A 25,699-nucleotide genomic window follows, 5' to 3' on the forward strand; every position below is an offset into this window, starting at 1 on the left:
GCCCGCCGCCGGGGGGGGGCGCCCCCCCCGGCCGGGGGGGGCGGGGCCCCCACGTTTCCGGGCCGGCCGGGCCGGAGGCGCGTCCGGGGTGCGCCTACCGGTCCGGCCGGAGCCGGCCGGGCGGCCGGTTGGCACGGGGGAGCCGACCGGCCACCCGGGGTCTTCGGGTGGTACTGCTTCCTGCGGGTGGTGCGGTACTTCGGGTGGTGCTGTTCCGGGTGGGCGGCGAGCCCGGGGGGAGTCGCTCGCCGCCCACCCGGAGTCCTGGGGGGGTGCCTCCCGGCCTACTGCTCGTTCCCGGGCCGGGCGGACCTGCTCGGGCGGACGTCCGACGGGGGGACGGCGCCCGGTGGCGGGGGCACGGTCACGCCGGGCTTGCCCGGTCTGGTCCCGCTGCCGCCGCCGTCCTCGCCGTTGCCGCCGCTGTTGGCGTTGCCACGGCCTCCGTTGGCATTGCCGTTGGCGTTGCCGTCGGCATTGCCTCCGTTGCCACCGCTGTTGGCGTTGCCGTTGGCGTTGCCGTTGCCACCGCTGTTGGCGCTGCCGTTCCCCTTGCCGGTGCCGCCGCGGCCGGGGTCGCCCGTCGGGGTGCCGGCGCCCTGGTGGTCGCCGTCCTCGTCGTCGAGCGCGGCCTCGCAGTAGTCCGCCACCCGGTCCGCGCCGCCGGCCGCCGTGACCAGCGGGCCGTACAGCGGATCGCCGACCAGCCGGGCCGGGCGGTCGCCCTTGGCCGTACGGTCGGTGAAGCCGGTGCAGAGGCCGAGCAGTGCGGGCGGGACGGCCGAACGGCCGCCGCGCCTCTCGGCGGAGGGGGTGCCGGGCGTCGCGGGGTCGGACGGGACGACCGCCTGCGGTCCGGCGGAGGCACTTCCGGACGGACGGGCGGAGCCGGACGCCACGGCACCGTACGGGGCCGCACCCGCGGACGGTCCGGCCGCGGGCGAGCCCGCCGCGGGACCGGTGGCCGCGTCCTGGCCGGCGAGCGTGTGCTCCGGCGCGGACGGGCCACCGCCCAGGGCGGACGGCAGGTTGCCGGTGCCGGCGGCGACGGCGACACCGCACAGCGCGGTGGCGCCGAGCACGACGGCGGTGGCCTTCGTGCTGAAGGCCCTGGCCAGCGCGGCGGTTGCCATCGATCGTCTCCGGACGGGGGTCACTGTCGGGTCGGGCGTGAGACTCGCCTCCCGGAACGCGGCCAGGGCGGCCTCCTCCCCGGCCAGTTCGCCGGCCGTCGCGGGGGCGGCGGCCGCGGCGAGCACCCGGGCGAGCTGCCCGGGACCGCCGTCCGGTCCGGTGAGCGAGGCGTCCTGCCCGGCCGACGGGCCGCCCACGGCACCACCGAGCAGCTGCTCGGCGGCATCACGGTCGATCCGACGGGATCGGTTGGTGCTCATCTCATGTCCTTCAGCGTCGCGGCCCGGCGTTCTGTCACACCCTGCGGAGAACTTTTTTTCGCGGCTTTCCCCGCGGGTCGCCCGGCGGCCTCGCCCGCGCCCACTCCGGCCGCCGCCGTGTCCGTCGTTCCGTCCACCGTTCCCTCGGCCGTTCCGGCTCCGGCGCCGCCCGTCACCCCGCCGCCCCGGGCCGCCACCTCGCCGCTCCGGGCCGCCGGGATGCCGCCCCCGGACGCGAGCGGCTCGACCAGCTTGGCCAGCCGCCGCAGCCCCCGGTGCGCGGCCATCCGGACGCTGCCGGCCCGCTTGCCGAGCACCCGGGCGGCGCTCTCCGCGTCCAGCTCCATGACCACCCGCAGCAGCACGGCCTCGGCCTGGTCGCGCGGCAGCCGGGAGATCAGGGCCAGCGCGTCGGCGGTGCCGACCGTGGCCAGCGCCGCCCGCGCCGTGTCGTCCCCCGCCGCCAGCTCGACCAGCTGCTCGAAGGGCAGGTCGGCGACCGGACGGCGGCGCCGGGCGCGCAGGTGGTCGAGGGCGCGGTGGCGGGCGATGGTGGCGGCCCAGCCGCGGAAGCCGTCCCCGTCCCCGGAGAAGCCGCGCAGGTCGCGGGCGATCTGCAGCCAGGCCTCGGAGGCGATGTCCTCGGCGTCCTGGGCACCCTCCGGCCGACCGCCGACCAGCACCCGCAGGTAGCGCAGCAGGCCCGGCTGGACAGTCCGGAACAGCAGCCGGAACGCCTCCTCGTCCCCGCCCTGCGCGGCCCGCACCGCCTCCGTCAGATCGGGGGGAGCGGCGGCCGCCGGGCCCGGTGGCAGGCCGGCGGGTGGTACTGGTCCGGACCGGCCGACGGGGCCGTCGGTGCCCGCTCCGGGGCGCTCTGCACTCTGCACCCGCCACATGATGCGCCATTCGGGCGAACACTTCGGCTCCGGCCGAAGGACCGGTCCGGCCGGGGCCAAGGTCCCGAGGACTGCTGCCGTTCGCCCACGGCCCGACCGGGCCCGCCCGGCCTACGTTGTCGGTAGGCGAAGCAGTCCGGGCAGCCGACACCCCGGACGCCGGGTCCGCCGACGCACCCGGCCCGCCACCCCGGCCCCGCCGTGCCCGAGGGCGCACGCACGACCCGTGCGGGCCCCGGTCGCACGCCCCTCCCCGGCGGTACGAGCCGTCGCGCCGGGGACCGCCACCGGCCGGCCCGGCAGGGGCGGGGAGCCGGCACCGCCGACGCCCTCCACCGGCAGCCCGACCAGCAGGGAAAGACCGCGATGACGACCGCCCACGAGCTCCGCGAGCTCCACGCGAAGGGCCTGCGCGAGCACCTCGCCCCCGCCCTGCGCGCCCTGGGCCTCACCGGGTGGCGCCGGACCTTCAGCCTGCCGGACGAGACCCACTGGCTGCTGCTCGGCCTGGTCGAGCGCCCCACCGCCGACCGGGTGCCCTTCACCTTCGACCTCAGCGTCGTCCGCCGCACCGACTGGACCGTCGCGGACCTCCCCGGCCACCGGCCCGACCCGCGCACCCGGTACGGCTTCGAGACCTGGCGGGCCAGGATCGGCGAGGTGCTGCCGGTCGGCGAGGACGTCTGGTGGGAGGTGCTGCCCGGGCCGCGCTGGCAGCTCCCGCTGGACGACGCCGTCGCCGCCGTCCGCCACTACGGCCTGCCCGAACTGCGGCGCCGGGCCGAGGCGGACCGCGCTCCCACCGGCGAGACGTACCTCCTCCCCGCCGAGCTGGAGACGGTCAACGCCGCGCTGGAAGCCGCCTCGGTGGCCCGGGTGCGGCGCGCCGAGCTGGCCGACAAGGCCCTGCTGCTGACCGGCGCCTGGACCCGGGGCGACGGCGTCGCCCGGACCGTCCTGGCGGGCGTCGCGCGGGGCTTCCTGTCCGCCGGGGACGAACGCTTCCGCACCGTCCGCTGCCTGGACACCCTGGGCCGCGAGCTGTGGACCTTCCCCGCCGAGGACTAGGGCCGCCCGGGAGCGGAAAGCCGCAGGTCGGAGGCGGTGTCACGGCGCTCACCATGACAACTGTCACGCGGATGACGCAACGGACGGCACTGCTCTGACGGAGGGTCGGACGGAAAGACTGGAGGCACGACGCGGGCAGCGGCCCGCGGCCACCAGCCGGGGAGGAACCCACCGTGAGCCAGACCGTCAGTGCCGCCGCCGTCACCAGCACCGTCGCCGCCCCGATCGCCGCCGTCACCGGCACCGCCGCCACCGGCGCCGCCCACGCCAAGGCCCCCAACCCGCTGGTCTCCGGGCTCCGCCCGCTCGCCCTCGACGTGGTCGCCCCGCTGGCCGGCTACTACCTGCTGCACTCGGCCCTCGGCCTGAGCGAGTTCGCCGCGTTGGCCTGGAGCACGGCCTTCCCGGCCGCCCGGACCGTCCTCGGCCTGCTGTCCGAGCGCAGGCTCAACCTGTGGGCCTCCCTGATGCTGGCCGTCAACCTGGCGGGCCTGGCGCTGACCTTCGTCACCGGCGACGCCCGGATGATGATCGCCAAGGACGGCGGGCTGAGCGGCACCGTGGCGGTGGCGATCCTGGTCTCCGCGCTGATCGGCCGGCCGGTGATGACCCCGATGCTGATGCCCTTCGTCACCAAGGGCCGACGGGAGCGTGCCGCCGCCTGGCAGCGCCTGGTCGAGGGCCGGGCGGCCGGGTCGCGGGCCTTCCACCGCCACGAGCGCCTGTTCTCGGCCATCTGGGGCACCGCGCTGCTGGCCGAGTGCGCGGCCCGGGTGGTCGGCGCCTTCACCCTGCCGGTGTCGACCATGGCCTGGCTGTCCACCGTCTTCCTGATCGGCGCGATCGTGGGCGGTTCGATGCTCGGTCAGATCGCGGTCGAGCCGATGGAGCGGCTGGTCGGCGCCGAGGCCGAGGCCCCGACCGCCGTCTGAGCGGGCGGCCACCCCTCCCGTCTCCTTCTCTGAACAGCCGGTTCCGAGGACTCGAACAGCGAGGAACCATCCGGATCTCCCGGGAGTCGTTCATAACGAGGGGGTAACGGGACCCCCGACGAGGAAACGGGGAGCCCCATGAACCGGACGACGCACGCGCCGAGCAGTACCGAGGACCGCACGCTCGTCTGGGACGGCTGCCTGAACGTCCGCGACCTGGGCGGACTGCCCACCGCCTCCGGCCGGCTCACCGCCCGGGGCGCGATAGTCCGGGCGGACAACCTGGACCGCCTCACCGCCGAGGGCTGGGACGCCCTCCTCGACCACGGTGTCCGCACCGTGGTCGACCTGCGCGACGCCGAGGAGTACAAGCCGCTCCTCCCGCTCCCCGACGACGTCGAGCTGATCCGCGTCCCGCTGGACGAGCTGGCCGGCCCCGCCTGGTGGGAGGCCCACGGACAGCTGGACGGCACCCCGCTCGCGCTCCGCCCGTACCTGGACCACTGCCCGCACGCCGCCGCCGCGCTGGTCTCCGCGATCGCCGGCGCCCGCCCCGGCGGCGTGGTCGTGCACTGCGGCGCCGGCCGTGACCGCACCGGCCTGGCCGCCCTGCTGCTGCTCGCCCTGGCCGGGGTCGACCGGGACGCGATCGCTGGGGACTACCTGCTGAGCGGCCCCAACATCCGCCCGCTGTACGGGATGCTGGGCCTGCCGGACCCGTTCCGCCGGATCGACGCGGCGCTCGCCGAGGCCGGGACCACCGCCGAGGCCGCGCTGGCGGCGGCGCTCGACGGGTTCGACCCGGACGGCTACCTGCTCGCGGCGGGTGTCGCGCCCGAGCGGATCGCCGCCGTCCGACAGCGACTGCTGCCGGACGCCTGAGGACGCCGGAACACCACTCGCGAATAGCGTCAACCAATGGTTGACGATCCCCGGATCGACAACCTACGGTTGACGCATGGAGAATCCCGTTGTTCCCAACAGCACTCCGCTGCGCCTCGACGACCTGATCGCCGCGATCAAGAAGGTCCACCCCGACGCGCTCGACCAGCTCTCCGACGCGGTCATCGCCGCCGATCACCTCGGCGACCTCGCCGACCACCTCATCGGCCACTTCGTCGACCAGGCCCGCCGCTCCGGCGCGTCCTGGACCGACATCGGCCGCAGCATGGGCGTCAGCAAGCAGGCCGCCCAGAAGCGCTTCGTCCCCAAGGACCCGGGCACCCCCAACGACCTCGACCCCAGCCAGGGCTTCAGCCGGTTCACCCCCCGGGCCCGCAAGGTCGTGGTGGCCTCACAGGAGGAGGCCCGCAAGGCGGGCAACCCCGAGATCACCACGGAGCACCTGCTGCTCGGCCTGATCACCGAGCCCGAGGGCATCGGCGCGAAGGCGCTCGCCGCCCAGGGCGTCACCCCGGAGGCCCTGCGGGCGGTGGCCGGCGCCGCCCTGCCGGCCGCCGCCGACGAACTGCCCGCGCTGATCCCGTTCGACGCCGAGAGCAAGAAGGCGCTGGAACTGACCTTCCGCGAGGCGCTCAAGCTCGGGCACAACTACGTCGGCACCGAGCACATCCTGCTCGCGCTGCTGGAGCAGGAGAACGGCCAGGGCGTGCTGGCCGGGCTGAAGGTCGACAAGTCGGAGGCGGAGACCTTCGTCGCGGAGGCGATCGCCGCCGTCATCGCCGCCCGGAACACGGAGTCCGATCCTCAGCAGTGAGCCGCCGGAGCCCTGCGCCGGACGGAACTCCCGCCCGGCGCAGGGCACTTCCGCCCAGCACCCGGCTCGGACCCCGGCGCAGAACCCGGCGCGGAACCCGGGTCGGCAGTCGGATCAGAAGCCGGAGACGTGGGTGGTGACGATACGGACCCGACCGTCGGCCGCCGCCTCCAGCGCCGCCCGCAGCCGGGCCGAACGGGCCGGGCCGAGCAGGTCCAGCGCCTCCTCGACGGCGGCCCAGCGGTAGTCGTCCAGCTCACCGGCCGGGACGGTCACGGGGGTGCCGTCCGGGACGGTGCCGAAGTCGAACATGAAGTGCTGGGCGGGGTGGTCGAGTTCGGCCGAGGCGTGGGTCCAGGAGATGGCCAGCAGGTCGCCCGCCGCCTGGACGATCCCGGTCTCCTCCTCCAGCTCCCGCACGGCGCACTCGACCGGGCCCTCGCCGAGGTCGATCGTGCCGCCCGGGAACTGCCAGTGCTCGCGGTACCCGGCCTTCACGATCAGGATCCGGCCGGACTCGTCCCGCAGCAGGCAGCCCGCCGCCGCGTAGATCCGGGGCAGGGACGCCAGCCATTCCTCACGGGACTTCAAGGGCTCAGCCGTCACGGTGCTTCTCCTGGGGCAGGGCGGTTCGGTCGTCCCACTCTGCCACCGGACGCCGGACCCGAGCGGCGGATTCGCCCCCGGACCGATGAGTCGGCGGCGCCGCGACGGTCCAACCCGCATGAGGACCACACCGTACGACGCCGTACTGACCTGTGACCTGGGCGCGCTGACCGCCCCCGACCTCGCCCTCGTCGACGCCCTCGCCCGGCTCCGGCTGGCCGCCGCCCGGCACCGGGTGGGCGTGGTGCTGCTGAACGCGAGCGGCCCGCTGCGGGAGCTGCTCGTGTTCAGCGGGCTCGCGGCACTGTTCCCAGGGCCGGACGGTCCACTGACCGACGATCCGCTGAACGGCACCCCGATCGACGACAACCCGATGGGCGACGACCCGCTGGGCGACGACCCGCTGAACGACGCGGCCCTGGTGGAGCTACTCGGCCGCCAGCCGGGGCGGGAGGCCGAAGAGCGGGAAGAGCGCCTCGGTGTCCAGGAAGTTGGTGACCCCGGTGATCCGGCCCCCTGACACCTCCAGCGTGATCAGCGACCACGGTTCGTACCCGCCCGCCGGGCTCGGCCGGTACTGGCCGAAGGCCCGGGCGCCGTTGGCCGTCACCGGGAGCAGCCGGGAACCGCGGCAGCCGTGCCCGGGGCCCAGCATCCAGTCGCGGATCTCCTCCTGCCCGCGCAGCCACATCGAGAACGGCGGCATGTTGAGCGTGACGTCCTCGTGCAGCAGCGCGGCGAGGCCGTCCATGTCGTACGCCTCGAAGGCGCGGACGTAGCGGTCCAGCAGCGCGCGGTGGTCCTCGTCCAGCGCGGGGGCCGGCCGGACCGCCGGGGCGTCGGTGGCGAGCACCGCCCGGGCGCGCTGGAGCGCGCTGTTGACCGAGGCCACCGTGACGCCGAGCAGTTCGGCCACCTCGGCGGCCTTCCAGCCGAGCACCTCGCGCAGGATCAGCACCGCCCGCTGCCGGGGCGCGAGCCGCTGGAGCACGGCGACGAAGGCCAGCTTCACCGACTCCCGCTGGGCGGCCACCTCGGCCGGATCCCCCGTCTCGGGCAGCACCCGGCCGTCCGGCGCCGGGCCGATCCACGTCACCTCGGGCAGCTGGGTGCCGTGCGCGGCGGCCACCGTGACCGGGCCGGCCAGGTCCATCGGCCGGGCCCGGCCGTTGCGGCCGTTCAGCGCGTCCAGGCAGACGTTGGTGGCTATTCGGTACAGCCAGGAGCGCAGCGCGGCCCGCCCCTCGAAGCCCCGGTGCCCGCGCCAGGCGCGGACCATGGTCTCCTGCACCGCGTCCTCGGCCTCGAAGACCGAGCCGAGCATGCGGTAGCAGTAGCCGGTCAGCTCGGTGCGGTACCGCTCCAGTTGGAGCTCGACCGGCTCCTCCGTGATCACGTCGGCCATCGTGCGCCCGCCCCCGTCGTCCTGCCGTGTGCCCTGGTGAACGCGACGAACGTAGCGCACCCCACTGACAGCGGCGCTCGCGACCGGGTTCGGCCGCTCCGGCCGCCCGGGAGCGGCGGGGCTCAGTGCTGCCCGTACGCCTGGCCGGAGCCGAAACCGGTGGTCACCAGCTTCCACAGGGTGGGGAACTCCTCGCCGGTGATGCCGGTCGGATTGAGCCCGATGACCACGCTGCGGGAGAAGTCGCGGGTGGCGAAGACGCCGGTGGTGTAGCCGGGCCGGGAGCCGTTCTTGCCCCAGACCTCGGTGCCGTTCGGCAGGACGGTGCGCAGCAGGCCGGCCGTGCTGTAGCAGGCGTGCCCGGCGGTCGGGCCGATCTCGCAGTTCTTGTTGTGGTCGTTCGGCAGCTCCGGGACGGCGAACACCTCGGCCTGCTGGGCGGGCCGCAGCAGCCGGCCGCGGTAGAGCGCCTCGAAGAACCGCTCCAGGTCGGCGGCGGAGGAGATCATGCCGCCCTCGGCCCACGGGTACGGGCTCTGCTCGGTGACGTCCACCCGGGCGGTGCTGCCGTCGGCGTTCCGGACGTCCACGTAGCCGGTGGCGTGCGGGCCGCGGATGGTCAGGTCGTCGGCGGCCGGGACGTAGGTGGCGTGCAGGCCGAGCGGGCCGGTGATGCGCCGCCGCACCTGGTCGGCGTAGTCGTCTCCGGTGACCTTCTCGATCACCAGCGCGGCGACGAAGTAGTTGTTGCCGTTGTACTGCTGGGCGGCGCCGGGCTCGAAGCTCCTCGGCTGGGTGAGCATGTCCGCCACCACCTGCTGCGGGCTGTAGGAGACCGCCTTGTGCGCGGCGAACCACGCCGTGCTGCCGTCCCCGGAGGTCATCCCGCCGCCCCCGGGCAGGCCGCTGGTGTGGTTGAGCAACTGCCGTACGGTGACCGGCGGGTAGCCGGCCGGCAGCAGTCCGGGCAGGTACTGCTGGACGGTGCCGTCCAGGTCGACCCTGCCCTCGCCGGCGAGCTGGAGCAGCACCGTCGCGGTGAACACCTTGGTGACGCTGCCGATCCGGAACCGGGCGTTCGCCGGCACGTCCTCCCCCGAGGTGCCGCGCCACCGGGCGTCCTGGCCGCCGACCCGGACCAGCGCGCCGGTGACGCCGGCGGGCAGCGAGTGGAGGGTCTCGGCGAGCGACTCCCGGTCCAGCGGACCGGGGCGGGCCTTGGCGGAGGCGGTGGTGTCGACGGCACTCGGGGAGGTGGCCGGGGAGGCGGCCGCGGCCAGGGCCGGGGTCGCGGCGCCGATCGTGGCGACGCCGACGGTGGCGGCGGCGAGCAGCGCTCCGGTCGCCACGAGGACGGACCAACGACCGGTACGGGCAGGGCTGTTCATGGGGAGTCTCTCCAACGGAGGCTTGCCCGGCGGGAGTCGGGCCGCCCTGGTCGGTGGCCCGCCCGGCCGGCGGTGGCTCGGGCACTCGGACAGGAGAGAGTCTTCGGGACGGCCTCGGGCCGCGGCATCCGGGAACGGCCCCGAACCTTCCCCGAGCACATCCCTGACCACGCGTCAGGGATCAAGGGATCGCGGGTCGGGGGCGGGCGTCGGGGAATCACGCGGCGGGGGCGGGCGGCCGCGATCCGGCCACCCGCCCCCGCACGCGTCGCGACTCAGTGGGCGGAGTGCTTCTCCGCGCCACGGTGCCGGTGCCCCTTGAGCTCGGCGTGCATCGCCGGGGCCGCGTGCGCCGTCGCGCCTGCCGCGTCCCGGCCGCCGTGCCGGAAGGCCTCGCCGACGCCGTACCCGGCGGCGGCGTAGGACATCGAGCCGGCGCTCGGCTCCGGCGCGAGCCTGGTGGGCGGGCTCGCCATGCCCCGGCGCTCCAGCAGGTCCTGGGTGCCCTGGCGGAGCTTGGCGGTGCTGCCGGGCGTTCGCTTGGTCATCGTCGGCCTCCCTTCGTCGGCCTCCGGGCCGGACGGATGCCGGCCGGAGGGGCCGCACGGGCGTTATGTCCGGATTTTATCCGGCGTGCGGGCCCGTGCCACCACGGAGAAGCCGACCTGCCGCTACGGGGGGGGTGGGCGCCGTACGCGCGGGGGCAGGCGGAGGCGCCGCACGGGGCCGGCCGCCTCAGCCCATGACCTCGTGGACGAAGCACCAGCGCCAGTCCTCCCCCGGCTCGTACGAGCGGATCACCGGGTGGGAGGAGTTGTGGAAGTGCGCGGTCGCGTGCCGCTGCGGCGAGAAGTCGCAGCAGCCGATGTGACCGCAGTCCAGGCAGATCCGCAGGTGCACCCAGTCCCGGCGGCCCTGCGCCAGGCAGTCGGCGCAACCGTCGGCGGGCGGCCGGGGCTCGATGTCCTGAGGAGCCAGAGCGAGGTCTTCGCAGGCGCTCATGACTGAAAGGCTATGCCGCCCCGGCGCGGATCGCCCGCTCAGGGCGCTTCCGCCCCCTCGGCGGCCGCCCCGTCCGCTCCCGCACCCTCGTTCACCGCTCCCGCGCCCCCGGCCGCCGCCCCCGGAGCCGTCCAACTCGCCAACAGGGCCAGCTTCTGGGCGGTGGGCGAGTCCGCCGGGGCGGTGTAGACGACCAGCAGCTGCTCCGGCGAGCCGTTGACGCCGAGGGTCTCGTAGCCGAAGTCGAGTCCGCCGACCAGCGGGTGGTTCACCTGCTTGACCCCGTGGGTCTTCTCCCGCACCAGGTGGTCCGCCCAGAGCCGGACGAACTCCGCGCTGCGCAGCGACAGTTCGCCCACCAGGGCGGCCAGCTCCGGGTCCTCCGGGTGCAGTCCGGCGTCCCGGCGCAGGAAGGCGACGGTCTCGGCGGCGACCGCGTCCCACTGTCCGTAGTACTCCCGGGCGGACGGGTCGAGGAAGGCGTGCCGGGCCTGGTTGGGCAGGCCGTCCGGGCCGGCGTCGGAACGCGTGGAGAAACCGTTCACCGCGTCGCCCAGCGCGTTCCAGGCCAGCACGTCCATCCGGCGGCCCAGCACGAAGGCCGGCACCCCGGTCATCAGGTCCAGCAGCAGCCGCGTCCCCGGCCGGACCCGCTGCCGCCCCCGCACCCGGGCGGCGGAGGCGGCCGGCGCCTTGGGCGGACGGACCAGCGAGCGCAGGTGCGCGGCCTCCACCCCGTCCAGCCGCAGCACCCGGGCCACCGCGTCCAGCACGGCGTCCGAGGCGCTGCCGCCCCGGCCCTGCTCCAGCCGGACGTAGTAGTCGACGCTGACGCCCGCGAGCTGCGCCACCTCCTCCCGGCGCAGGCCCCGCACCCGGCGGCGGCCGTGCGAGGGCAGGCCCACCTCCTCCGGCAGGATCCGGGCCCGGCGCGAGCGGAGGAAGTCCCCCAGGGTGTTCTCCATGCCGGGCAGGGTAGCCGCGGAGGGGCGTCCCGAGGGTGGCTCTGGCTTTCCCAGGCTCCCCGGTCCCGGGAAGGCCCGTCCCGGGTAGGCCCGTCCCAGGACGGCGGTGCCCGGGAGGAACGCACCCCTGGGTAGCCGGTCGCGGCCCGCGCAGAGTGATCGGCGTCAGCCCGGCCGAACCCTCTGGAGCCCCCGATGAGCCACCCGTCCCTCGCCGCCCGCACCGCCGTCGTCACCGGGGCCGCCAGCGGCATGGGCGCCGCCACCGCCCGGCTGCTCGCCGCCTCCGGCGCCCGGGTCGCCCTGCTCGCCCGCCGCACCGAGCGGCTGGACTCCCTCGCCGAGGGGATCGCCGCCGCGGGCGGGCAGGCCCTCGCCGTCACCGCCGACGTCACCGACCAGGCCTCGGTGGACGCCGCCGCGAAGGCCGTCCACGACGCCTACGGCCCGGTCGACCTGGTGGTCAACAACGCCGGGGTGATGCTGCCCAACCCGCTCGCCGACGGCCGGATCGACGAGTGGACCCGCATGGTGGACACCAACCTCACCGGCGCGCTGCGGATCGTCCGCGCCTTCGGCTCCGACCTCACCGCGGCCGCCGCCGAGGGCCGCACCGCCGACCTGGTCAACGTCTCCTCGATCGCCTCGCACGTGGTCTTCCCCGACTACGCGGTGTACGGGGCCACCAAGGCCGCGCTCACCCAGCTGTCCGCCGCCCTGCGCAGCGAGTTCGGCCCGCGCGACGTCCGGGTCAGCGCGATCGAGCCCGGACTGACCGACACCGAACTCGCCGGGCACATCGACAACCCGGTGCTGCGCGAACAGCTCGGCGGCATGTTCGACGCCATCCCGGCCCTCGCGGCCGAGGACGTCGCCGACCTCATCGCGTACACCGTCAGCCGCCCCCGGCACGTCAACCTGCGCCACCTGGTCGTCCTGCCGACCCGCCAGGCCTAAGGCCCCGTCGTACCGGCACTGCGCAATCCCCACTCCTCGCCCACGGGTGGCATGGGAGCATGCCATCCGTGGCGATCGTGACGGGGAGAACGGACGGCGACACCGGCGGGGGCGACCCGGGCGGTGCGCCCGCGCGGCGGAAACGCGGCAGCGGTGACAGCGCCCGCGACGACGAACGGACCGGCGCACCGGCCGACGGCGGCGACGAACGGACCGGGGTACCGGCCGACGGCGGCACCGGAACGGCCACCGCCCGGATACCCGAGCAAACCGGCTCCGGACCCGGCCGGTTCCGGGCCCGCCCACTGCCCGCCACCGACCGGGTCCGGCAGCCCGTCGCCCTGATCCGGCTGATCGGCGGCCTGTTCGCCATCGCCCTCACCCTGCTGCTCGCCGACTACGCCCGCGCCACCACCGGCGGCATCGCCGCCGACGTCGCCGAGGCGGCCGCGCTGGTGCCGCGCCCGCTGGCGAGCCTGGCCGGCGGGCTCACCACCGCCGCCGTCCTGCTGCTCCCGGTGGGCCTCGCCGTCCGCCGGCTGCTGGGCCCCGACCGGCGGCGCGCCGTCCAGCAGGTCTCCGACGGACTGCTCGCCGCCGTCCTCGCGTACGGCGCCACCCTCGGCCTGGACCTGTGGGCCGACGACCTCGCCCCGCTCTCGCTGCTCACCGCGCTCACCCACGCGCTGCCCGACGGCGGACTCGGGCACACCGAGCCCGTCTACGGCTACCTCGCGCCGGTCCTCGCCTTCATGACCGCCTCCGGCAGCCGGGAACGCCGCCTGCCCTGGACCGTCCTCGCCCTCTCCGGCCTCGCCGGACTGACCGGCGGGTACGCCACCCCCACCGCGCTCCTGCTCGGGCTGCTGATCGGCTGGACCGGCGCCCACGGCACCCTGTACGCGGTCGGCACCCCCGACCCCTGCCCCCGGCCCGGCGAGGTCCTGCGCGCCCTGCGCGACAGCGGCCTGCGCCCGGTCGAGGCCCAGCCGGCCGGCCCCGACCGCTACCTGGTCCGCCAGGCCGACGACCGCCCCGACCTCGACGTCCAGCTCCTCGACCGGCAGGCCGTCACCGCCGCCGCCGTCCAGCGCGCCTGGCGCCGGCTGCGGCTGCGCACCGCCCCCGACCCGCGCGTCCTGCGCTCCCCCCGCACCGGGCTGGAACACGAGGCCCTGGTCGCGTACGCGGCCCTCGCGGCCGGCGTCCGCACCCGCCGCATCGCCGCCACCGCCGGCATCGGCCAGGACACCGCCCTCATCGCGTACGAGCGGCTGGCCGGGCGCACCCTGGACGAGCTCCCCGACGAGGAGATCACCGACGAGCTGCTCACCGACGCCTGGCGGCAGCTCGCCCTGCTCCAGCGCCGCGAGATCGCCCACCGCGCGCTCGTCCCCTCCTCCCTGCTGATCGACGACTCGGGCGCGGTGCACCTGGTCGACTTCGCCGACGGCGACATCGCCGCCACCGAACTCGTCCTCCACTGCGACCTCGCCCAGCTCCTCACCACCCTCGCCCTGCGCGCCGGCGCCGCCCGCTCCGTCCGTACGGCCACCGCCGTCCTCGGCCCCGACCCCGTCGGCGCCGCACTCCCCCTGCTCCAGCCCATCGCCCTCACCCACACCACCCGCCGCGCCCTCAAACAGCACGCGAAGCACACCGGCAACCGGGCCGCCGAGCCGTCGGGCGGTCCGGCCGGTGTCGACGTTGCGGCCGAAGCCGGCTCCCCCACCGGCGGCAACGGGCCCGTCGCCACCACCGCTTCCCCGGCGCCCCCGGAGGCCACCACCACCGAGCCGGCCCCCGAGCACCACACCCCCGCCCCCAGCGGCCTGCTCGACGAGATCCGCGCCGAGGTCCTGCGCACCCGCCCGCGGGTGGTGGGCCGACCGGTGCGGCTGGAGCGGCTGCGGCCGCGGACCCTGCTGGTCGTCGTCGGCGGGGTGGTGGCCGGCTGGCTGCTGATCCCGCAGCTGTTCGCGGCGGAGGACAACCCGGTCTCCGCGCTGGCGGACGCCGATCCCTGGTGGCTGCTGCTGGCGCTGGCCGCGGCGGCGGCCAGCCACGTCGCGGCGGCGATGGGCTTCGTGGGCTTCGTCCCGGAGCGGCTGGACTTCCGCAACGCGGTACTGGCGCAGGTGGCCGGGTCGTTCGTGAAGCTGGTGTCGCCCGGCGGCGTCGGCGGGATCGCGCTGAACACCCGCCTGTTGCAGCGGGCCGGGATCCCGACCGCGCAGGCGCTGTCCAGCGTCGGCGTCGGGAACCTGATCGGGCTGGTGCTGCACCTGTTGCAGCTCGGCGCCTTCGTCTACCTCCTGGACTTCGTCCCGGGCAGCTCCGAGCTGGACGCGCTGCCCGCGGTGGTCGGCGGGCTGGCGGGGGCGGCGGCGCTGCTCGCGGTGGTGTCGGCGATCCCGGCGGCCCGGCGGTGGCTGGCGACGCGGCTGCGGCCGCTGACGGCCGAGGTGGTGCCGCGCCTGCTGGACCTGCTGCGCAGCCCGTCCAAACTGGCGGTGGGGGTGACCGGGCAGCTGCTGGTGTCGATCTGCCTGATCACCTGCCTGTACTGCTGTGTCCGGGCGATCGGCCGGGAGCCGTCCTTCGCCGCGGTCGCGGTGGTGTTCCTGGTGGGCAACGCGGTGGGCAGCGCGGCGCCGACCCCGGGCGGGGCCGGTGCGGTGGACGGGATGCTGCTCACGCTGCTCCAGCAGACCACGTCGATGGAGCCGGGCGGCGAGCTGGCCGCGGTGGCGCTGTTCCGCCTGCTGACGCTGATCCTGCCGGTGCTGCCGGGCTGGGCGGCCCTGGCCTGGCTGCAACGACGCCGGGCCCTGTAGCCGCTCCGGGGCCCCTCTGCTCCCGCTCCGCTCCCTGGGACCCCGCTACTCCCGGTACTCCTCCTCGTCGTGCCGGACCGGCTGGGTCTGTTCCACGACGTCCGCGACGTTGGTCGCCGGGTCCGCGCCGACGGCCCGGCGTTCGGCCACCTCGTCGTACGTGTCGCCCTCGGGTGCCTGCTCGTCGGGCTCGACGGTCTCGGCGGTCTCGTCGATCAGGTATTCCTCGTGCTGTTCCTGCGGCATGGCATCCGTCCTCACTGTTCGGAGGCCTTCACGGGCGTTCGGAGGCCTTCACGGGCCCGGCTGGCGTACTCGCAGTATCCGCCGCCCGGCGCCGGGACGCGACGCGCCGACGACGCTCCGGCGTTGCCGGGACTCCGGCGGGCCCCCGGCCGACCGGCCTGATTGACCCACGAAACAGCACCGTGAATGACCCAGGGGACGGGTGCATTCCGCTCCTAGGGTCGTAGCCATGACGACGAACGAGAGCTCCCGGACCACCGAAGCCACCCGGACCGCCCGGACCGCCCGGACCACCGAGGCCCTCGCGGGCACCGCGCGCCTCGACTACGCCCGCACCGCCCCCAAGGTGTTCCGCGCGATGATCGCCCTGGACGCCGCCGCCCGCGAGGGCCTCGACCCGGCCCTGGTCGAGCTCGTCCAGATGCGCACCTCCCAGCTGAACGGCTGCGCGTACTGCCTGGACATGCACGCCAAGGACGCCCGCAAGGCCGGCGAGACCGACGAGCGGATCTACCTGCTGCCGGTCTGGCCGGACGCCCCCGCCGGGGTGTACACCGAGCGCGAGCGGGCCGCCCTGGCCCTGGCCGAGGAGGTCGCCCGGATCGACGGCGGCGTCTCGGACGCGGTGTACGCCCGGGCCGCCGCACACTTCGCGGAGGCCGAGCTGGCGCAGCTGATCTCGGTCTGCTTCACCATCAACGCCTGGAACCGCATCAACGTGGCCACCCGCAAGACCCCCGGCACCGCCTGACCGCGCCCACCGTCCGCGCCGCACGGCCGTCCGCACCGTCGTCCGCACCATCGTTCCCGAGCCGCGTCCCGGGCGACGGCGAGTGCACCGGCGGGAGCACCCGTCCCGGGCGGCGGCCGGAACGCCGTCCGGGCCACCGGGGGTACGATCGGTGCCGTACAAAGGGCTAACCCACACCCACCCGGTGGCCCCGAGGCCCATACGAACGACGGGGAAATCATGTCCGGCTCGCACTACTTCACCGGTGCACCCGAGGTCGCCAGCGACCGCCGGCCGATCACGGTCTCCCTGCCGGACCTCACCCTGGAACTGACCACCGACACCGGGGTGTTCTCCCGCACCCGGCTCGACCCGTGCACCCGGATCCTGCTGGAGCACGCCCCGCAGCCGCGGGTGCGCGGCCCGATCCTGGACATCGGCTGCGGCTACGGTCCGATCGCGCTGACCTGGGCGAGCCGCCGCAAGCGCCTCCCGGTCTGGGCGGTGGACGTCAACGAGCGCGCCCTGGAGCTGGTCCGGCTGAACGCCGAGGCGCTGGGGCTCGGCAACGTCCAGGCCTCCCTGCCCGACGACGTCCCCGAGGACGTCCGCTTCGCCACCATCTACTCCAACCCTCCGATCCGGATCGGCAAGGCCGCGCTGCGCCGCCTGCTCACGCACTGGCTCGACCGGCTGACCCCGGACGGCTCGGCGTTCCTGGTGGTGCAGAAGCACCTGGGCTCGGACTCGCTCCAGAAGTGGCTGAACGAGCAGGGCTACCCGACCAGTCGGGTCACGTCGGTCAACGGGTGCCGGATTCTGGAAGCGCGGCCCCGCCCCGAGGTGGGCGAGGGCTCCGAGAGTGGACGAGGTACGACGACGTGAAGCAGCTGCGCGGGACCGAACTGAAGCGTCTGCACCGCTCGTGGCGGCGCAGCAACGAGTTCCGGCTCGCGATGATCCTGGAGAACCTCCAGTCGCCGTTCAACGTCGGCTCGGTGGTCCGCACCGGCGCGGCGATGGGCGCCGAGAAGCTGTACCTGGTCGGGGACACCCCGTCGGTGCGCTCCTCCGGCGCGCAGAAGGCCGCGATGGGCACCGACAAGTACCTGAAGGTGGAGCACTTCCCGACCATCGCCGAGGCGGTCGCGGCGGCCAAGGCGGACGGCTTCAAGGTCGTCGGCCTGGAGCTGGCGGACGAGGCGGTGCCGATGTTCGCCGCCGAGCTGACCCCGGCGGTGGCCTTCATGCTCGGGCACGAGGACCGCGGGATCACCCCCGAGGCGCTGGCACTCTGCGACCAGGTCGTGTTCGTGCCGCAGCTGGGCCGGGTCGGCTCGCTGAACGTCTCGGCGGCCGCGACGGTGGCCTGCTACGAGGCGCGCCGGCAGGGCTACGCGATCAGCGGCACCCCGGACGGCGACCTCTCAGGTGACCTCGCGGGCGACCTCGGCGACGACGAGTAGTAGACGGCGCGCAGGAGACGACGAGAAGGAGACGACGGGCAGGCGGGCGACACCCCTGGGTGTGCCCCGAAGCCCGAGGGCAGCCCGGACCGTCCGCCGACGGCCCGGGCTCCCGTCTCCGGTCAGCCCTTGACGTTCCGTCGGGCTGCACCGACCAGGAACACCACCGCGAGCATGGCCGCGGACAGCGCCCCGACCAGCAGCGGCCCCGGACCGCCCGGGCTGCCGTTCACGCGCACGGCCCCCATGAAGTCGACGGCGGCGACGTGGTTGACGAGGACCCACCAGAGCGGCAGGTAGACCATCTGGAAGAGCCGGTGGCTCCGGCTCACCACCCCGAGCACCATGGCCAGCGACGGGACGAACAGCGCGCCTCCGAGCCAACTGGCCGTCCCCGCACCGTCGCCCGCCGCCAGCATGCGTATCAGCGGGGCGGCACCCGTCACCACGGTGAGCACCAGCCCGGACGCCCATTCGGCGAGCAGCCTGCGCCGGGCCGACGGGTAGGCCCCGAGCAGCACCTCCAGACCGTTCTCGACCTGCTGACTGCCGAGCCGGGACCAGATCAGGACCGGCCACAGCCACGCCAGGGGCAGGAGCAGGCCGGTGACGGCGTCCATTGGCAGCACGAACCCGGCCACCGTCAGCCCGGCGGCGACCAGCCACCACCAGCGGGAGACGCCCTGCACCAGGATCCGGGCCTCCCCCGCCAGCAGCCGCCCGAACGCCCCGGCCCGCCGCGCTTCGGCCCGCGGCAGGGCGGTCCGCTGCGGCTCGGCCCACTGCGGTTCGGTCCGTAGCCGGGTGTCCGGTACGGTCGGCCAGCGCGCCCCCGCCGTCTCCGTCCCCTCGGCCCCGGACGGCTCCCCGGCCACCACCTCCGCGACGGCCCCGGCCACGGCCCCGGCGGCAGCCGCACCCCCGGACGCACCGCCGGAGGCACGCGCCGGATCGAACCTGCCGAACCACAGGGCCGGCAGCAGCGCCAGGCCGATCGCCAGCAGCACCAGGGCCAGCCGCCCGAGGACGAACCCGGCGGACGGGTCGAAGCCGTCCCAGAGGAAGGTGCCCAGCGGCTTGTCGACCTTGGTCAGCCCGAGGCTGAACCCGCCGTCGCCGACCGACTCGTGCCGGGCCTCCAGCGCCGCGCCCATCGACCGCGCGACCTGGTGCACGCCGAGGCCGTCCAGCGGTGCGGAGGCCGACTGCCCGCCGAGCGCGAGCACCATGGCCAGCACGAACCAGACGACGTTCCCGAAGCCGCCCCGCAGCAGCGGCACCGTCTCGAACAGCAGCGCCGCCGCCGCGGTGAGCGCCATCAGGGGCAGCGCGAGCAGCAGGAACGGCACCACCAGGGCTATCGGGTCGACCGCGCGGTCCTCACCGCGGGCGAGCTGCATCAGCAACGCTGTGACGGCCAGCACGCCGACCATGGAGGCGAGCACCAGCAGGTTGCTCAGGAACTTGGCCAGGAGGTAGCGGGAGTTGCGCAGCGGGGTGGCGGCGAGGACCTGGCCGACCCCGCTCGCCTCGTCCCGCGCGATGCCGCTGCGCACCACGTAGAAGCCGCCGAAGGTGAGCCAGAGCGCACCGGCCAGGGCCGTGACCGCGCCGACGTAGGCGCTGTTGTAGATGCCCCGGTGGCCGCCCACGTCCATGATCGTCCAGTGGCCGCCGGCGTCCGGTACGGCCAGGTAGCCGAGCCCGACCGCGGCGAGCAGCGTCACCGCGTACACCGGCCGGCGCACCCGGTCCCGGAAGTCGCCGACCGCCAGCCTGGCCAACGCTGGCCCGACCCCCGACCCCGACCCCGACCCCGAAGCCGACCCGACCGCCGGACCCGTCACCGTCACCGTCGCCCTCATCGCCGCACCGCCCGCTGCTCGGTCCGGGCCGAGCCGCCCGGCCGGTGGATGACGCCCAGGTAGGCGTCCTCCAGATCGGGCACGACCCGGACCGCGTCGGGCCGCGGCGGCTCGGCGGCGAGCAGCCGCACCCGCACGCCGTTCCCGGTCCGCACCATCCGGCTGACCACGTGGCGGGCCTGGACCTCCAGGAGGTCCGCCGGTGCGACCACCGCCTCCCAGACCTGCCCGTCGATCTCCCGGAGCAGCTCGTCGGGCGCGCCCCGGCGCAGCAGCCGGCCGTGCGCGACCACGGCGATGTCGGAGGCCACCGACTCGACGTCGGAGACGATGTGGGTCGAGAGCATCACGACCCGCTCCGCCGCGAGTTCGCTGAGCAGGTTGCGGAAGCGCACCCGCTCCTCCGGGTCCAGGCCGGCGGTCGGCTCGTCGACCACGATCACCCTGGGGTCGGCCAGCAGGGCCTGCGCGATGCCGACCCGGCGGAGCATGCCGCCCGAGTAGGTGCCGAGCGGGCGCCTGACCGCCTCGGTCAGGTTGACCAGCTGGATCAGCTCGTCGATCCGGGCCCGGGCGGAACGGGCTCCGATCCCCTTGGCGGCCGCCAGGTAGGACAGGAACTCCCGCGAGGTCAGGTTCGGGTAGACCCCGAAGTCCTGTGGCAGGTAGCCGAGTTCACGGCGCAAGCGGTCCGGCTCGGCCACCACGTCGGCGCCCTGGTACCGGACCTGCCCGCCCGTGGGCCGGGTGACCGTCGCCACGATGCGCATCAGCGACGACTTCCCGGCGCCGTTCGGCCCCAACAGCCCGACCATTCCCGGCCCGAGGCGCATCGTGACGCCGTCGACGGCCCGCTTGCCGCCCTTGTAGACCTTGGTGACATCAACCAGTTCGAGCATGTTCCCCGTCCCTCCGCCAGGAGTCATCGCCTTCACCCCTTGAGCTCCGTCTCGCGCCCGTCCCGCAGGACCGCCACGCCCTTGGGCACCTCGACCCGGTACTTCGTGTCGCAGTTGGCGATCCCCGAGCACCCCGCCCGGAGGTCGAGGACCCCGTCCTTCAGCTCCCAGGAGGCCTTGGCGCTGCCGACCTTGCCGCTGGTCTCGAACCAGCGGGTGACCTTGACGTCCTTCCGGTCGACCGCGACGAGGTCGGCGGGGGCGCCGTGCGACACGACGTTCAGCTTCTGGGCGGCGAACTCGAAGGTCCTGTCCTCGGGCGCGGCGTCCATCGCGTCGGCGCAGCCGGCGAGCGACAGCAGCGCGGCCACCACGAGAACGACCGGCCCGTATCCGGTTCTCGTACGTCGGTCCACGTCGTCCTCCTTGCGGTCGGGGTCGGATGCGCCGCTCCGGGCGCGTTTCCTGGGGCACATGAGCACGCTCGTAAGCCTGGCCGGTCCACGGGCTTCTGCCATCTGCCGTTCGGCAGATATCCCGTATGACCAAAGGGGGAGTTTCTCCCACCGACAAGGCCTCCCCGCAGTCGTCAGAATGGCCTCACGGGCCGGCGCGACCGGGCCGCCCAACGGCACCACCGGGAGGGGATCGCGTCCGTGAACAGCACGATGCACAACGGGGAAGGCCCGGCGCCGAGCGAGGAGGGCACCACACCGAACAGGGCCACGGGCTTCTCGGTGTCCACCGGACTCACCGCCCTCCGGCGGTCCCTGACCCTCAGTCGGCTCTCCGCCCTCGCCCTCGTCCACTCCCTCGGCGTCACGTGCGCGATCTCCCTCGTCGGGCCGGGCCTCGGCCTGGTCCCCCGCGCCATGGCCGGGGTGCGCGACCTGGCCGACCGTCAGCGCGCCCTGGCCGCCGAGTGGTCCGACGTCCGGTTCCCCGGACCGCCCGGCCCGCTGCCGCCGGTGCCCGAGTGGGCCTCCGGCATCCTCGCCCGCTACCGCTGGATCACCCGCGACCCGCAGACCCGTCGGGAGTTCTGCTGGGTCTTCGCCGAGCCGTTCGTCGGCAGCCTGCTCGCCTTCCTGCCGGTCGCCGTCCTGCTCAACGGCCTCTGGGGCGTCTTCCTGGCCTTCTTCGGCGTCCAGCTGTCCACCGAGTGGGACGGCCTCTGGTACCAGTTCATCCCGATCGAGGGCACCGCCACCGCCGTCCTCGCCGGCGTCCTCGGACTGCTCCAATTCCCGCTCGCGCTCTGGCTCGCGCCCCGCACGGTCCGCCGGCACGCCCGCCACATCCGCTCGATGCTCGCCCCGGGCGAGCAGGAGCTGCTGGCCGGCCGGATCGCCCACCTGACCGCCACCCGCAGCACCGCCGTCGACACCCGGATGGCCGAGATCCGCCGGATCGAGCGCGACCTGCACGACGGCGCCCAGGCCCGACTGGTCGCGATGGGCATGACCCTGGACGCCGCCGAACACCTCCTGGAGACCGACCCGCAGGCCGTCCGCGCCCTGCTGGTCGAGGCCCGCCAGTCCTCCGCGAAGGCCCTGGAGGAGCTCCGCGACCTGGTCCGCGGCATCCACCCGCCGGTCCTCGCCGACCGCGGACTCACCGACGCGGTACGGGCGTTGGCCATGGTCTGCCCGGTCCCCACCGAGGTCTCGGCGGACCTCCCCGGCCGCCCCGAGATGCCCGTCGAGTCCGCCGCCTACTTCGCCGTCTCGGAGCTCCTCACCAACGTCGTCAAGCACTCCGACGCCGGCCGCGCCGGAATCGAACTCCGCTACGATCGCGGCGTACTGCGCATCACCGTCTCCGACAACGGGCGGGGCGGCGCGGACGCCCGCCGCGGCACCGGCCTGCGCGGCGTCGAACGGCGGCTCGCCACCTTCGACGGGGTCGTCGCCGTCAGCAGTCCCCCCGACGGTCCGACCACGGTGACCCTGGAGCTTCCGTGCGCATTGTCCTCGCCGAAGACCACTTCCTCCTCCGGGACGGCCTGATCCGCCTCCTCCAGGCCCACGGCCACGAGGTGGTGGCCGCCGTGGACAACGGCCCCGACCTCCTCCGGGCCCTCACCGAGCAGCGGCCGGACGTCTCGATCGTCGACGTCCGGCTGCCGCCGACCTTCACCGACGAGGGCCTGCGCGCCGCCCTCACCGCCCGCCGCACCACCCCCGACCTCCCCGTCCTGCTCCTCTCCCAGTACGTCGAACCCCTCTACGCCCGCGAACTCCTCGCCACCGGCGGCCACGCCGTCGGCTACCTGCTCAAGGACCGCGTCACCAACGGCACCCAGTTCCTCGACGCCATCCACCGCGTCGCCGCCGGCGGCACCGCCATGGACCCCCAGGTCGTCACCCAACTCCTGGTCCGCAAGGACCGCGACACCGCCCTCGCCACTCTCACCCCCCGCGAACGCGAAGTCCTCGAATCCCTCGCCCAGGGCCGCTCCAACACCGGCATCGCCCAATCCCTCTTCATCACCGAGAAGGCCGTCGCCAAGCACATCACCAACATCTTCACCAAGCTCGGCCTCCACCCCACCGACACCGCCAACCGCCGCATCCTGGCCGTCCTCACCTACCTCGACCAGTAACCCCGCCCGCCCGGGGCACGCAAAAAGGCCCAGGTCAGAAATTCCTGACCTGGGCCTTCACAGAGCCGCCTGCGGGATTCGAACCCGCGACCTACGCATTACGAGTGCGTTGCTCTGGCCAACTGAGCTAAGGCGGCACCGCTGCCGTGTGTGGCGGCAACGCGGGCCAGTCTACACAGGTTCGCGGGTGATCCGTACCCGGTATCCGGGGGCGGTGGTCAGGCGGAGGAGACGGCGAGTTTGGCGGCGAAGCCGGCGAAGAGGACGGCGACGCCGCTGGTGAGGGTGGCGGAGAGGCGCTTGCGGCGGGTGAAGGCGGTGGCGAGGGTGGTGCCCGCGAAGATGAGGAGGGAGAGGTAGAGGAAGCTGAAGGTCTGGAGGATGCCGCCGAGGAGGGCGAAGGAGAGGGCGGGCTCTCCGTAGGCGGGGTCGACGAACTGGGTGAAGAAGGAGAGCAGGAAGAGGATGGCCTTCGGGTTGAGGAGGCTGATCACCAGGGCCCGGCGGAAGGGGTTCTCGGTGGATTCGGGGGCGGGTTCGGCGGTGGGGTCGGCCGCGGCGCGGCGGTCGCGCCAGAGTTGGCGGGCGGCGCGGAGCATGCCGTAGCCGATCCAGAGCAGGTAGGCGGCGCCGCCGAACTTGACCACGGCGAAGACGGCCGGGTTGGCCTTGAGCAGGGAGGCCGCGCCCAGCGAGGTGAGGCTGATCAGGGTGAGGTCGCCGATGAAGACGCCGGCCGCGGCTCGGTAGCCGGTGCGGATGCCCTTGCGGGCCGCGACGGACAGCACGTACAGGGAGTTGGGGCCGGGCAGCAGGATGATGACGAGGGCGCCGAGGACGTACGTCGCCAGGTCGTTGACTCCGAGCACGATGAGCTCCGGTGCAGGGGAGGGCGGCAGGGGGCGCTCATCGTAACGTCGTACCGGCAGTCGGTTGAAGTGAGAACCACCTGTCGGTCTCCCGGCTCCGGGCACGCCCTACCGGTCGCAGCGCTTGCCCTGTTCCGGGGCCTCCCCGGTCAGCAGGAAGCGGTTCACCGCTCCGTCCACGCAGGTGCTGTGCCGGCCGTACGCGGTGTGGCCGTCGCCGTCGAAGGTGAGCAGGCGGCCGGACTCCAGCTGGTCGGCCAGCGACCGGGCCCAGGCGTACGGGGTGGCCGGGTCGCGGGTGGTGCCGATGACGACGATCGGGGCGGCGCCGGCGGCGCGGATGGTGTGCGCCGTACCGGTGGCCCGGACCGGCCAGTACGCGCAGGTCAGGGCCATCCAGGCCATGTCGCGCCCGAAGTGCGGCGAGACCCGCTCGAACTCCGGCACGGCCCGCTGGACGTCCTCCGGCCCGCGGAACGGGGCGGGCAGGTCGAGGCAGTTCACCGCGGTGTTGGCGAACATCAGGTTGGGGTACGAGCCGTCCGCCTCGCGCCCGTAGTAGTCGTCGGAGAGCTTCAGCAGACCGGTGCCGTCGCCCGCCTTGGCGTCGGCGAGCGCGGCGCGCAGCTTGGGCCAGAGGAAGTCGGCGTACATGGCCTGGATGACGCCGGTGGTCGCCTGGGACCCGGTGAGCCGGCGGCCGCCCTCGACGGTGGACAGCGCGGCGGCGCGGACGCCCTCCAACAGGGCGGTGAGCTGCTCGCCGACCTGCTGCTCGGTGCGGCCGAGCGGGCAGTCCTCTCGCGTGGCACAGTCCCGGGCGAAGGCGGCCCAGGCGGTCTCGAAGCCGCCCGCCTGGGTGCGGTTGCCGGTGGCGGAGTCGAGCGCCGGGTCCATCGCGCCGTCCAGCACCAGCCGTCCGGCCCGGCTCGGGAACAGCCCGGCGTAGGTGGCGCCGAGGAAGGTGCCGTAGGACTTGCCGACGTAGTTCAGCTTCTCGTCGCCGAGCAGGGCGCGCAGCACGTCCATGTCGCGGGCGCCCTCGACGGTGCCGAGGTGGCCGAGCGCCGCCCCGGCCTGCTTCCGGCAGCCCTCGGCGAACTCCTTGTCGGCCGCGATCAGCGCGTCGATCCCGTGCTGGTCGCCGGGGGTCAGGTCGACGGCGGTGTAGGCGTCCATCCGGTCACCGCTCAGGCAGCTGACGGGGCTACTGCGGCCCACCCCGCGCGGGTCGAGGCCGACCAGGTCGTACCGGGCGCGCACCCCGTGGTCGTACGTCCGGGCGGCGGCCTCCAGGTACTCGATCGCCGAGCCGCCGGGCCCGCCCGGGTTGAGCAGCAGGGAGCCGAGCCGCGCGCCCGGGGAGGCGGAGGGGGAGGCGGTTTCCGCCGCCGCGCGGGCGGCCGCCAGGGTGAGGTCGCCGTCCCCCGGGTGGTCGTAGTCCAGCGGCACCCGGAACGTGGTGCACTCGAACCCGCTGTCGCAGGGCTGCCAGGCCAGGTGTTGCGCGTAGTACGGCGCGAGCGCGGCCGGGACGGCGGCGGGCAGCGGCTCCAACGGGGTCGCCCCGGCGGCCCCGGCAGCCCCGGACGCCGCCTCGGCCGCCTGGGCGGAGGGCCTGCCGGAGCCGGCCGGGTCCGACGGGGACGCTCCCGGCGCCTCGGACGGGTCGGCGCCGCACCCGCCCGCCAGCAGCCCGGCGACGACCAGCGCCGCGGCCAGCGCCCGTGTCCGTGCCTGCGCCCGCGTCCGCGTCCGTGCCCACGCCCGTACCGGCGCCCGCCCGAAGGCCCTCATCCGCCACCACTCCGCAATCGACCAGCACGTGGAACAACCCGTGGAACAACCG

General features: G+C 74.8%; 26 protein-coding genes and 1 tRNA gene. 12 read left to right on the forward strand and 15 right to left on the reverse strand.

The features are described from left to right. Positions 1-284 precede the first annotated feature (284 nt). Together ACFCY1_RS29180 and ACFCY1_RS29185 are read right to left on the reverse strand one after the other, a co-directional pair. Positions 285-1,394 (reverse strand): hypothetical protein, encoded by a 1,110-nt coding sequence (locus ACFCY1_RS29180; RefSeq protein WP_375876550.1) that lies wholly within the window; start codon positions 1,392-1,394, stop codon positions 285-287. Continuing rightward, positions 1,391-2,293, reverse strand: coding sequence for an RNA polymerase sigma factor (locus ACFCY1_RS29185; RefSeq protein WP_117488467.1), 903 nt, complete (start codon positions 2,291-2,293; stop codon positions 1,391-1,393). The genes ACFCY1_RS29180 and ACFCY1_RS29185 overlap by 4 nt, the downstream gene beginning before the upstream one ends. A 366-nt stretch (positions 2,294-2,659) precedes the next feature. Here ACFCY1_RS29185 and ACFCY1_RS29190 point away from each other — a divergent pair, with 366 nt between their 5' ends. The 4 genes from ACFCY1_RS29190 (at position 2,660) to ACFCY1_RS29205 (ending at position 6,010) form a co-directional block, all read left to right on the forward strand. Beyond that, positions 2,660-3,361, forward strand: coding sequence for a hypothetical protein (locus tag ACFCY1_RS29190; protein ID WP_375876551.1), 702 nt, complete (start codon positions 2,660-2,662; stop codon positions 3,359-3,361). A gap of 173 nt (positions 3,362-3,534) precedes the next feature. Then, entirely contained in the window at positions 3,535-4,293 is a 759-nt protein-coding gene (locus ACFCY1_RS29195) for a VC0807 family protein (RefSeq protein WP_375876552.1), read from the forward strand. A gap of 138 nt (positions 4,294-4,431) precedes the next feature. Continuing rightward, positions 4,432-5,175 (forward strand): tyrosine-protein phosphatase, encoded by a 744-nt coding sequence (locus ACFCY1_RS29200; RefSeq protein ID WP_375876553.1) that lies wholly within the window; start codon positions 4,432-4,434, stop codon positions 5,173-5,175. A gap of 76 nt (positions 5,176-5,251) precedes the next feature. Then, positions 5,252-6,010, forward strand: a complete 759-nt coding sequence (locus tag ACFCY1_RS29205) for a Clp protease N-terminal domain-containing protein (RefSeq protein WP_117488476.1) — start codon at positions 5,252-5,254, stop codon at positions 6,008-6,010. Positions 6,011-6,124: 114 nt separating this feature from the next. Here the strand turns inward: ACFCY1_RS29205 and ACFCY1_RS29210 are convergent, their stop codons facing one another. Then, entirely contained in the window at positions 6,125-6,616 is a 492-nt protein-coding gene (locus tag ACFCY1_RS29210; RefSeq protein ID WP_063780323.1) for an NUDIX hydrolase, read from the reverse strand. A gap of 118 nt (positions 6,617-6,734) precedes the next feature. Between ACFCY1_RS29210 and ACFCY1_RS29215 the strand changes: the two genes are divergently transcribed. Beyond that, positions 6,735-7,136 carry a hypothetical protein gene (locus ACFCY1_RS29215; protein ID WP_375876554.1) on the forward strand — a complete coding sequence of 134 codons (402 nt, stop codon included), beginning with the start codon at positions 6,735-6,737 and terminating at the stop codon, positions 7,134-7,136. Here the strand turns inward: ACFCY1_RS29215 and ACFCY1_RS29220 are convergent. From ACFCY1_RS29220 to ACFCY1_RS29240, 5 genes are all read right to left on the reverse strand, one after another. Beyond that, on the reverse strand, positions 7,044-8,021 hold the full coding sequence (locus ACFCY1_RS29220; RefSeq protein WP_117488480.1) for a sigma-70 family RNA polymerase sigma factor: 978 nt from the start codon (positions 8,019-8,021) through the stop codon (positions 7,044-7,046). The genes ACFCY1_RS29215 and ACFCY1_RS29220 overlap by 93 nt on opposite strands. 122 nt (positions 8,022-8,143) lie before the next feature. Continuing rightward, positions 8,144-9,409, reverse strand: coding sequence for a serine hydrolase domain-containing protein (locus ACFCY1_RS29225; protein ID WP_375876555.1), 1,266 nt, complete (start codon positions 9,407-9,409; stop codon positions 8,144-8,146). A 275-nt stretch (positions 9,410-9,684) separates the two neighbouring features. After that, positions 9,685-9,957 (reverse strand): hypothetical protein, encoded by a 273-nt coding sequence (locus ACFCY1_RS29230; RefSeq protein ID WP_049660170.1) that lies wholly within the window; start codon positions 9,955-9,957, stop codon positions 9,685-9,687. A gap of 187 nt (positions 9,958-10,144) precedes the next feature. After that, a complete protein-coding gene (locus ACFCY1_RS29235) occupies positions 10,145-10,411 on the reverse strand; it encodes a UBP-type zinc finger domain-containing protein (protein WP_049660172.1) in 267 nt (88 codons plus the stop codon). A 38-nt stretch (positions 10,412-10,449) separates the two neighbouring features. Further along, positions 10,450-11,376 (reverse strand): helix-turn-helix transcriptional regulator, encoded by a 927-nt coding sequence (locus tag ACFCY1_RS29240; protein ID WP_375876556.1) that lies wholly within the window; start codon positions 11,374-11,376, stop codon positions 10,450-10,452. Between the two features lie 195 nt (positions 11,377-11,571). On the opposite strand from ACFCY1_RS29240, the gene ACFCY1_RS29245 reads away from it, so the two are divergent. Beyond that, positions 11,572-12,333, forward strand: a complete 762-nt coding sequence (locus ACFCY1_RS29245) for an SDR family oxidoreductase (RefSeq protein ID WP_375876557.1) — start codon at positions 11,572-11,574, stop codon at positions 12,331-12,333. Between the two features lie 68 nt (positions 12,334-12,401). Next, positions 12,402-15,170, forward strand: coding sequence for a lysylphosphatidylglycerol synthase domain-containing protein (locus ACFCY1_RS29250; RefSeq protein ID WP_375876558.1), 2,769 nt, complete (start codon positions 12,402-12,404; stop codon positions 15,168-15,170). A gap of 45 nt (positions 15,171-15,215) precedes the next feature. Here ACFCY1_RS29250 and ACFCY1_RS29255 read toward each other — a convergent pair whose 3' ends face one another. Then, a complete protein-coding gene (locus ACFCY1_RS29255) occupies positions 15,216-15,416 on the reverse strand; it encodes a hypothetical protein (protein ID WP_049654408.1) in 201 nt (66 codons plus the stop codon). A gap of 229 nt (positions 15,417-15,645) precedes the next feature. Here ACFCY1_RS29255 and ACFCY1_RS29260 point away from each other — a divergent pair, with 229 nt between their 5' ends. The 3 genes from ACFCY1_RS29260 to ACFCY1_RS29270 all read left to right on the forward strand — a co-directional run bounded on the left by ACFCY1_RS29260 (position 15,646) and on the right by ACFCY1_RS29270 (position 17,612). Beyond that, positions 15,646-16,167 (forward strand): carboxymuconolactone decarboxylase family protein, encoded by a 522-nt coding sequence (locus ACFCY1_RS29260; protein ID WP_375876559.1) that lies wholly within the window; start codon positions 15,646-15,648, stop codon positions 16,165-16,167. Positions 16,168-16,386: 219 nt separating this feature from the next. After that, positions 16,387-17,031, forward strand: a complete 645-nt coding sequence (locus tag ACFCY1_RS29265) for a class I SAM-dependent methyltransferase (RefSeq protein ID WP_049654410.1) — start codon at positions 16,387-16,389, stop codon at positions 17,029-17,031. Continuing rightward, on the forward strand, positions 17,028-17,612 hold the full coding sequence (locus tag ACFCY1_RS29270; RefSeq protein WP_049654411.1) for a TrmH family RNA methyltransferase: 585 nt from the start codon (positions 17,028-17,030) through the stop codon (positions 17,610-17,612). Before ACFCY1_RS29265 ends, ACFCY1_RS29270 begins: the two co-directional genes overlap by 4 nt. A gap of 122 nt (positions 17,613-17,734) precedes the next feature. Here the strand turns inward: ACFCY1_RS29270 and ACFCY1_RS29275 are convergent, their stop codons facing one another. The 3 genes from ACFCY1_RS29275 to ACFCY1_RS29285 all read right to left on the reverse strand — a co-directional run bounded on the left by ACFCY1_RS29275 (position 17,735) and on the right by ACFCY1_RS29285 (position 20,792). Next, positions 17,735-19,396: a hypothetical protein gene (locus tag ACFCY1_RS29275; protein ID WP_375876560.1), complete on the reverse strand. Its 1,662-nt coding sequence runs from the start codon at positions 19,394-19,396 to the stop codon at positions 17,735-17,737. Positions 19,397-19,473: 77 nt separating this feature from the next. Then, entirely contained in the window at positions 19,474-20,376 is a 903-nt protein-coding gene (locus ACFCY1_RS29280; RefSeq protein WP_117488493.1) for an ABC transporter ATP-binding protein, read from the reverse strand. Between the two features lie 32 nt (positions 20,377-20,408). Continuing rightward, positions 20,409-20,792 carry a hypothetical protein gene (locus tag ACFCY1_RS29285; RefSeq protein ID WP_375876561.1) on the reverse strand — a complete coding sequence of 128 codons (384 nt, stop codon included), beginning with the start codon at positions 20,790-20,792 and terminating at the stop codon, positions 20,409-20,411. 240 nt (positions 20,793-21,032) lie between these two features. On the opposite strand from ACFCY1_RS29285, the gene ACFCY1_RS29290 reads away from it, so the two are divergent. Together ACFCY1_RS29290 and ACFCY1_RS29295 are read left to right on the forward strand one after the other, a co-directional pair. Continuing rightward, entirely contained in the window at positions 21,033-22,385 is a 1,353-nt protein-coding gene (locus ACFCY1_RS29290) for a sensor histidine kinase (protein ID WP_375876562.1), read from the forward strand. Beyond that, positions 22,337-22,981 carry a response regulator transcription factor gene (locus tag ACFCY1_RS29295; RefSeq protein ID WP_074001770.1) on the forward strand — a complete coding sequence of 215 codons (645 nt, stop codon included), beginning with the start codon at positions 22,337-22,339 and terminating at the stop codon, positions 22,979-22,981. Before ACFCY1_RS29290 ends, ACFCY1_RS29295 begins: the two co-directional genes overlap by 49 nt. Before the next feature lie 63 nt (positions 22,982-23,044). On the opposite strand, the gene ACFCY1_RS29300 is transcribed toward ACFCY1_RS29295, so the two are convergent. The 3 genes from ACFCY1_RS29300 to ACFCY1_RS29310 all read right to left on the reverse strand — a co-directional run bounded on the left by ACFCY1_RS29300 (position 23,045) and on the right by ACFCY1_RS29310 (position 25,647). Then, positions 23,045-23,118, reverse strand: a tRNA-Thr gene (locus ACFCY1_RS29300). An 81-nt stretch (positions 23,119-23,199) separates the two neighbouring features. Next, positions 23,200-23,850 carry a leucine efflux protein LeuE gene (gene leuE / locus ACFCY1_RS29305; protein WP_375876564.1) on the reverse strand — a complete coding sequence of 217 codons (651 nt, stop codon included), beginning with the start codon at positions 23,848-23,850 and terminating at the stop codon, positions 23,200-23,202. A 108-nt stretch (positions 23,851-23,958) separates the two neighbouring features. Continuing rightward, complete coding sequence (locus ACFCY1_RS29310) at positions 23,959-25,647, reverse strand: alpha/beta hydrolase (protein WP_375876566.1); 1,689 nt, start codon at positions 25,645-25,647, stop codon at positions 23,959-23,961. Between the last annotated feature and the right edge of the window lie 52 nt (positions 25,648-25,699).

It is taken from the genome of Kitasatospora sp. NPDC056273, assembly GCF_042268845.1.
Classification (GTDB): Bacteria; Actinomycetota; Actinomycetes; order Streptomycetales; family Streptomycetaceae; genus Kitasatospora.

What these genes read in the sequence shown, in the direction of transcription:
- ACFCY1_RS29180 (WP_375876550.1), bottom strand. Translation starts at nt 1,394, where the DNA reads ATGAGCACCAACCGATCCCGTCGGATCGACCGTGATGCCGCCGAGCAG.
- ACFCY1_RS29185 (WP_117488467.1), bottom strand. Translation starts at nt 2,293, where the DNA reads ATGTGGCGGGTGCAGAGTGCAGAGCGCCCCGGAGCGGGCACCGACGGC.
- ACFCY1_RS29190 (WP_375876551.1), top strand. Translation starts at nt 2,660, where the DNA reads ATGACGACCGCCCACGAGCTCCGCGAGCTCCACGCGAAGGGCCTGCGC.
- ACFCY1_RS29200 (WP_375876553.1), top strand. Translation starts at nt 4,432, where the DNA reads ATGAACCGGACGACGCACGCGCCGAGCAGTACCGAGGACCGCACGCTC.
- ACFCY1_RS29205 (WP_117488476.1), top strand. Translation starts at nt 5,252, where the DNA reads ATGGAGAATCCCGTTGTTCCCAACAGCACTCCGCTGCGCCTCGACGAC.
- ACFCY1_RS29215 (WP_375876554.1), top strand. Translation starts at nt 6,735, where the DNA reads ATGAGGACCACACCGTACGACGCCGTACTGACCTGTGACCTGGGCGCG.
- ACFCY1_RS29220 (WP_117488480.1), bottom strand. Translation starts at nt 8,021, where the DNA reads ATGGCCGACGTGATCACGGAGGAGCCGGTCGAGCTCCAACTGGAGCGG.
- ACFCY1_RS29225 (WP_375876555.1), bottom strand. Translation starts at nt 9,409, where the DNA reads ATGAACAGCCCTGCCCGTACCGGTCGTTGGTCCGTCCTCGTGGCGACC.
- ACFCY1_RS29230 (WP_049660170.1), bottom strand. Translation starts at nt 9,957, where the DNA reads ATGACCAAGCGAACGCCCGGCAGCACCGCCAAGCTCCGCCAGGGCACC.
- ACFCY1_RS29235 (WP_049660172.1), bottom strand. Translation starts at nt 10,411, where the DNA reads ATGAGCGCCTGCGAAGACCTCGCTCTGGCTCCTCAGGACATCGAGCCC.
- ACFCY1_RS29240 (WP_375876556.1), bottom strand. Translation starts at nt 11,376, where the DNA reads ATGGAGAACACCCTGGGGGACTTCCTCCGCTCGCGCCGGGCCCGGATC.
- ACFCY1_RS29245 (WP_375876557.1), top strand. Translation starts at nt 11,572, where the DNA reads ATGAGCCACCCGTCCCTCGCCGCCCGCACCGCCGTCGTCACCGGGGCC.
- ACFCY1_RS29255 (WP_049654408.1), bottom strand. Translation starts at nt 15,416, where the DNA reads ATGCCGCAGGAACAGCACGAGGAATACCTGATCGACGAGACCGCCGAG.
- ACFCY1_RS29260 (WP_375876559.1), top strand. Translation starts at nt 15,646, where the DNA reads ATGACGACGAACGAGAGCTCCCGGACCACCGAAGCCACCCGGACCGCC.
- ACFCY1_RS29265 (WP_049654410.1), top strand. Translation starts at nt 16,387, where the DNA reads ATGTCCGGCTCGCACTACTTCACCGGTGCACCCGAGGTCGCCAGCGAC.
- ACFCY1_RS29280 (WP_117488493.1), bottom strand. Translation starts at nt 20,376, where the DNA reads ATGCTCGAACTGGTTGATGTCACCAAGGTCTACAAGGGCGGCAAGCGG.
- ACFCY1_RS29310 (WP_375876566.1), bottom strand. Translation starts at nt 25,647, where the DNA reads ATGAGGGCCTTCGGGCGGGCGCCGGTACGGGCGTGGGCACGGACGCGG.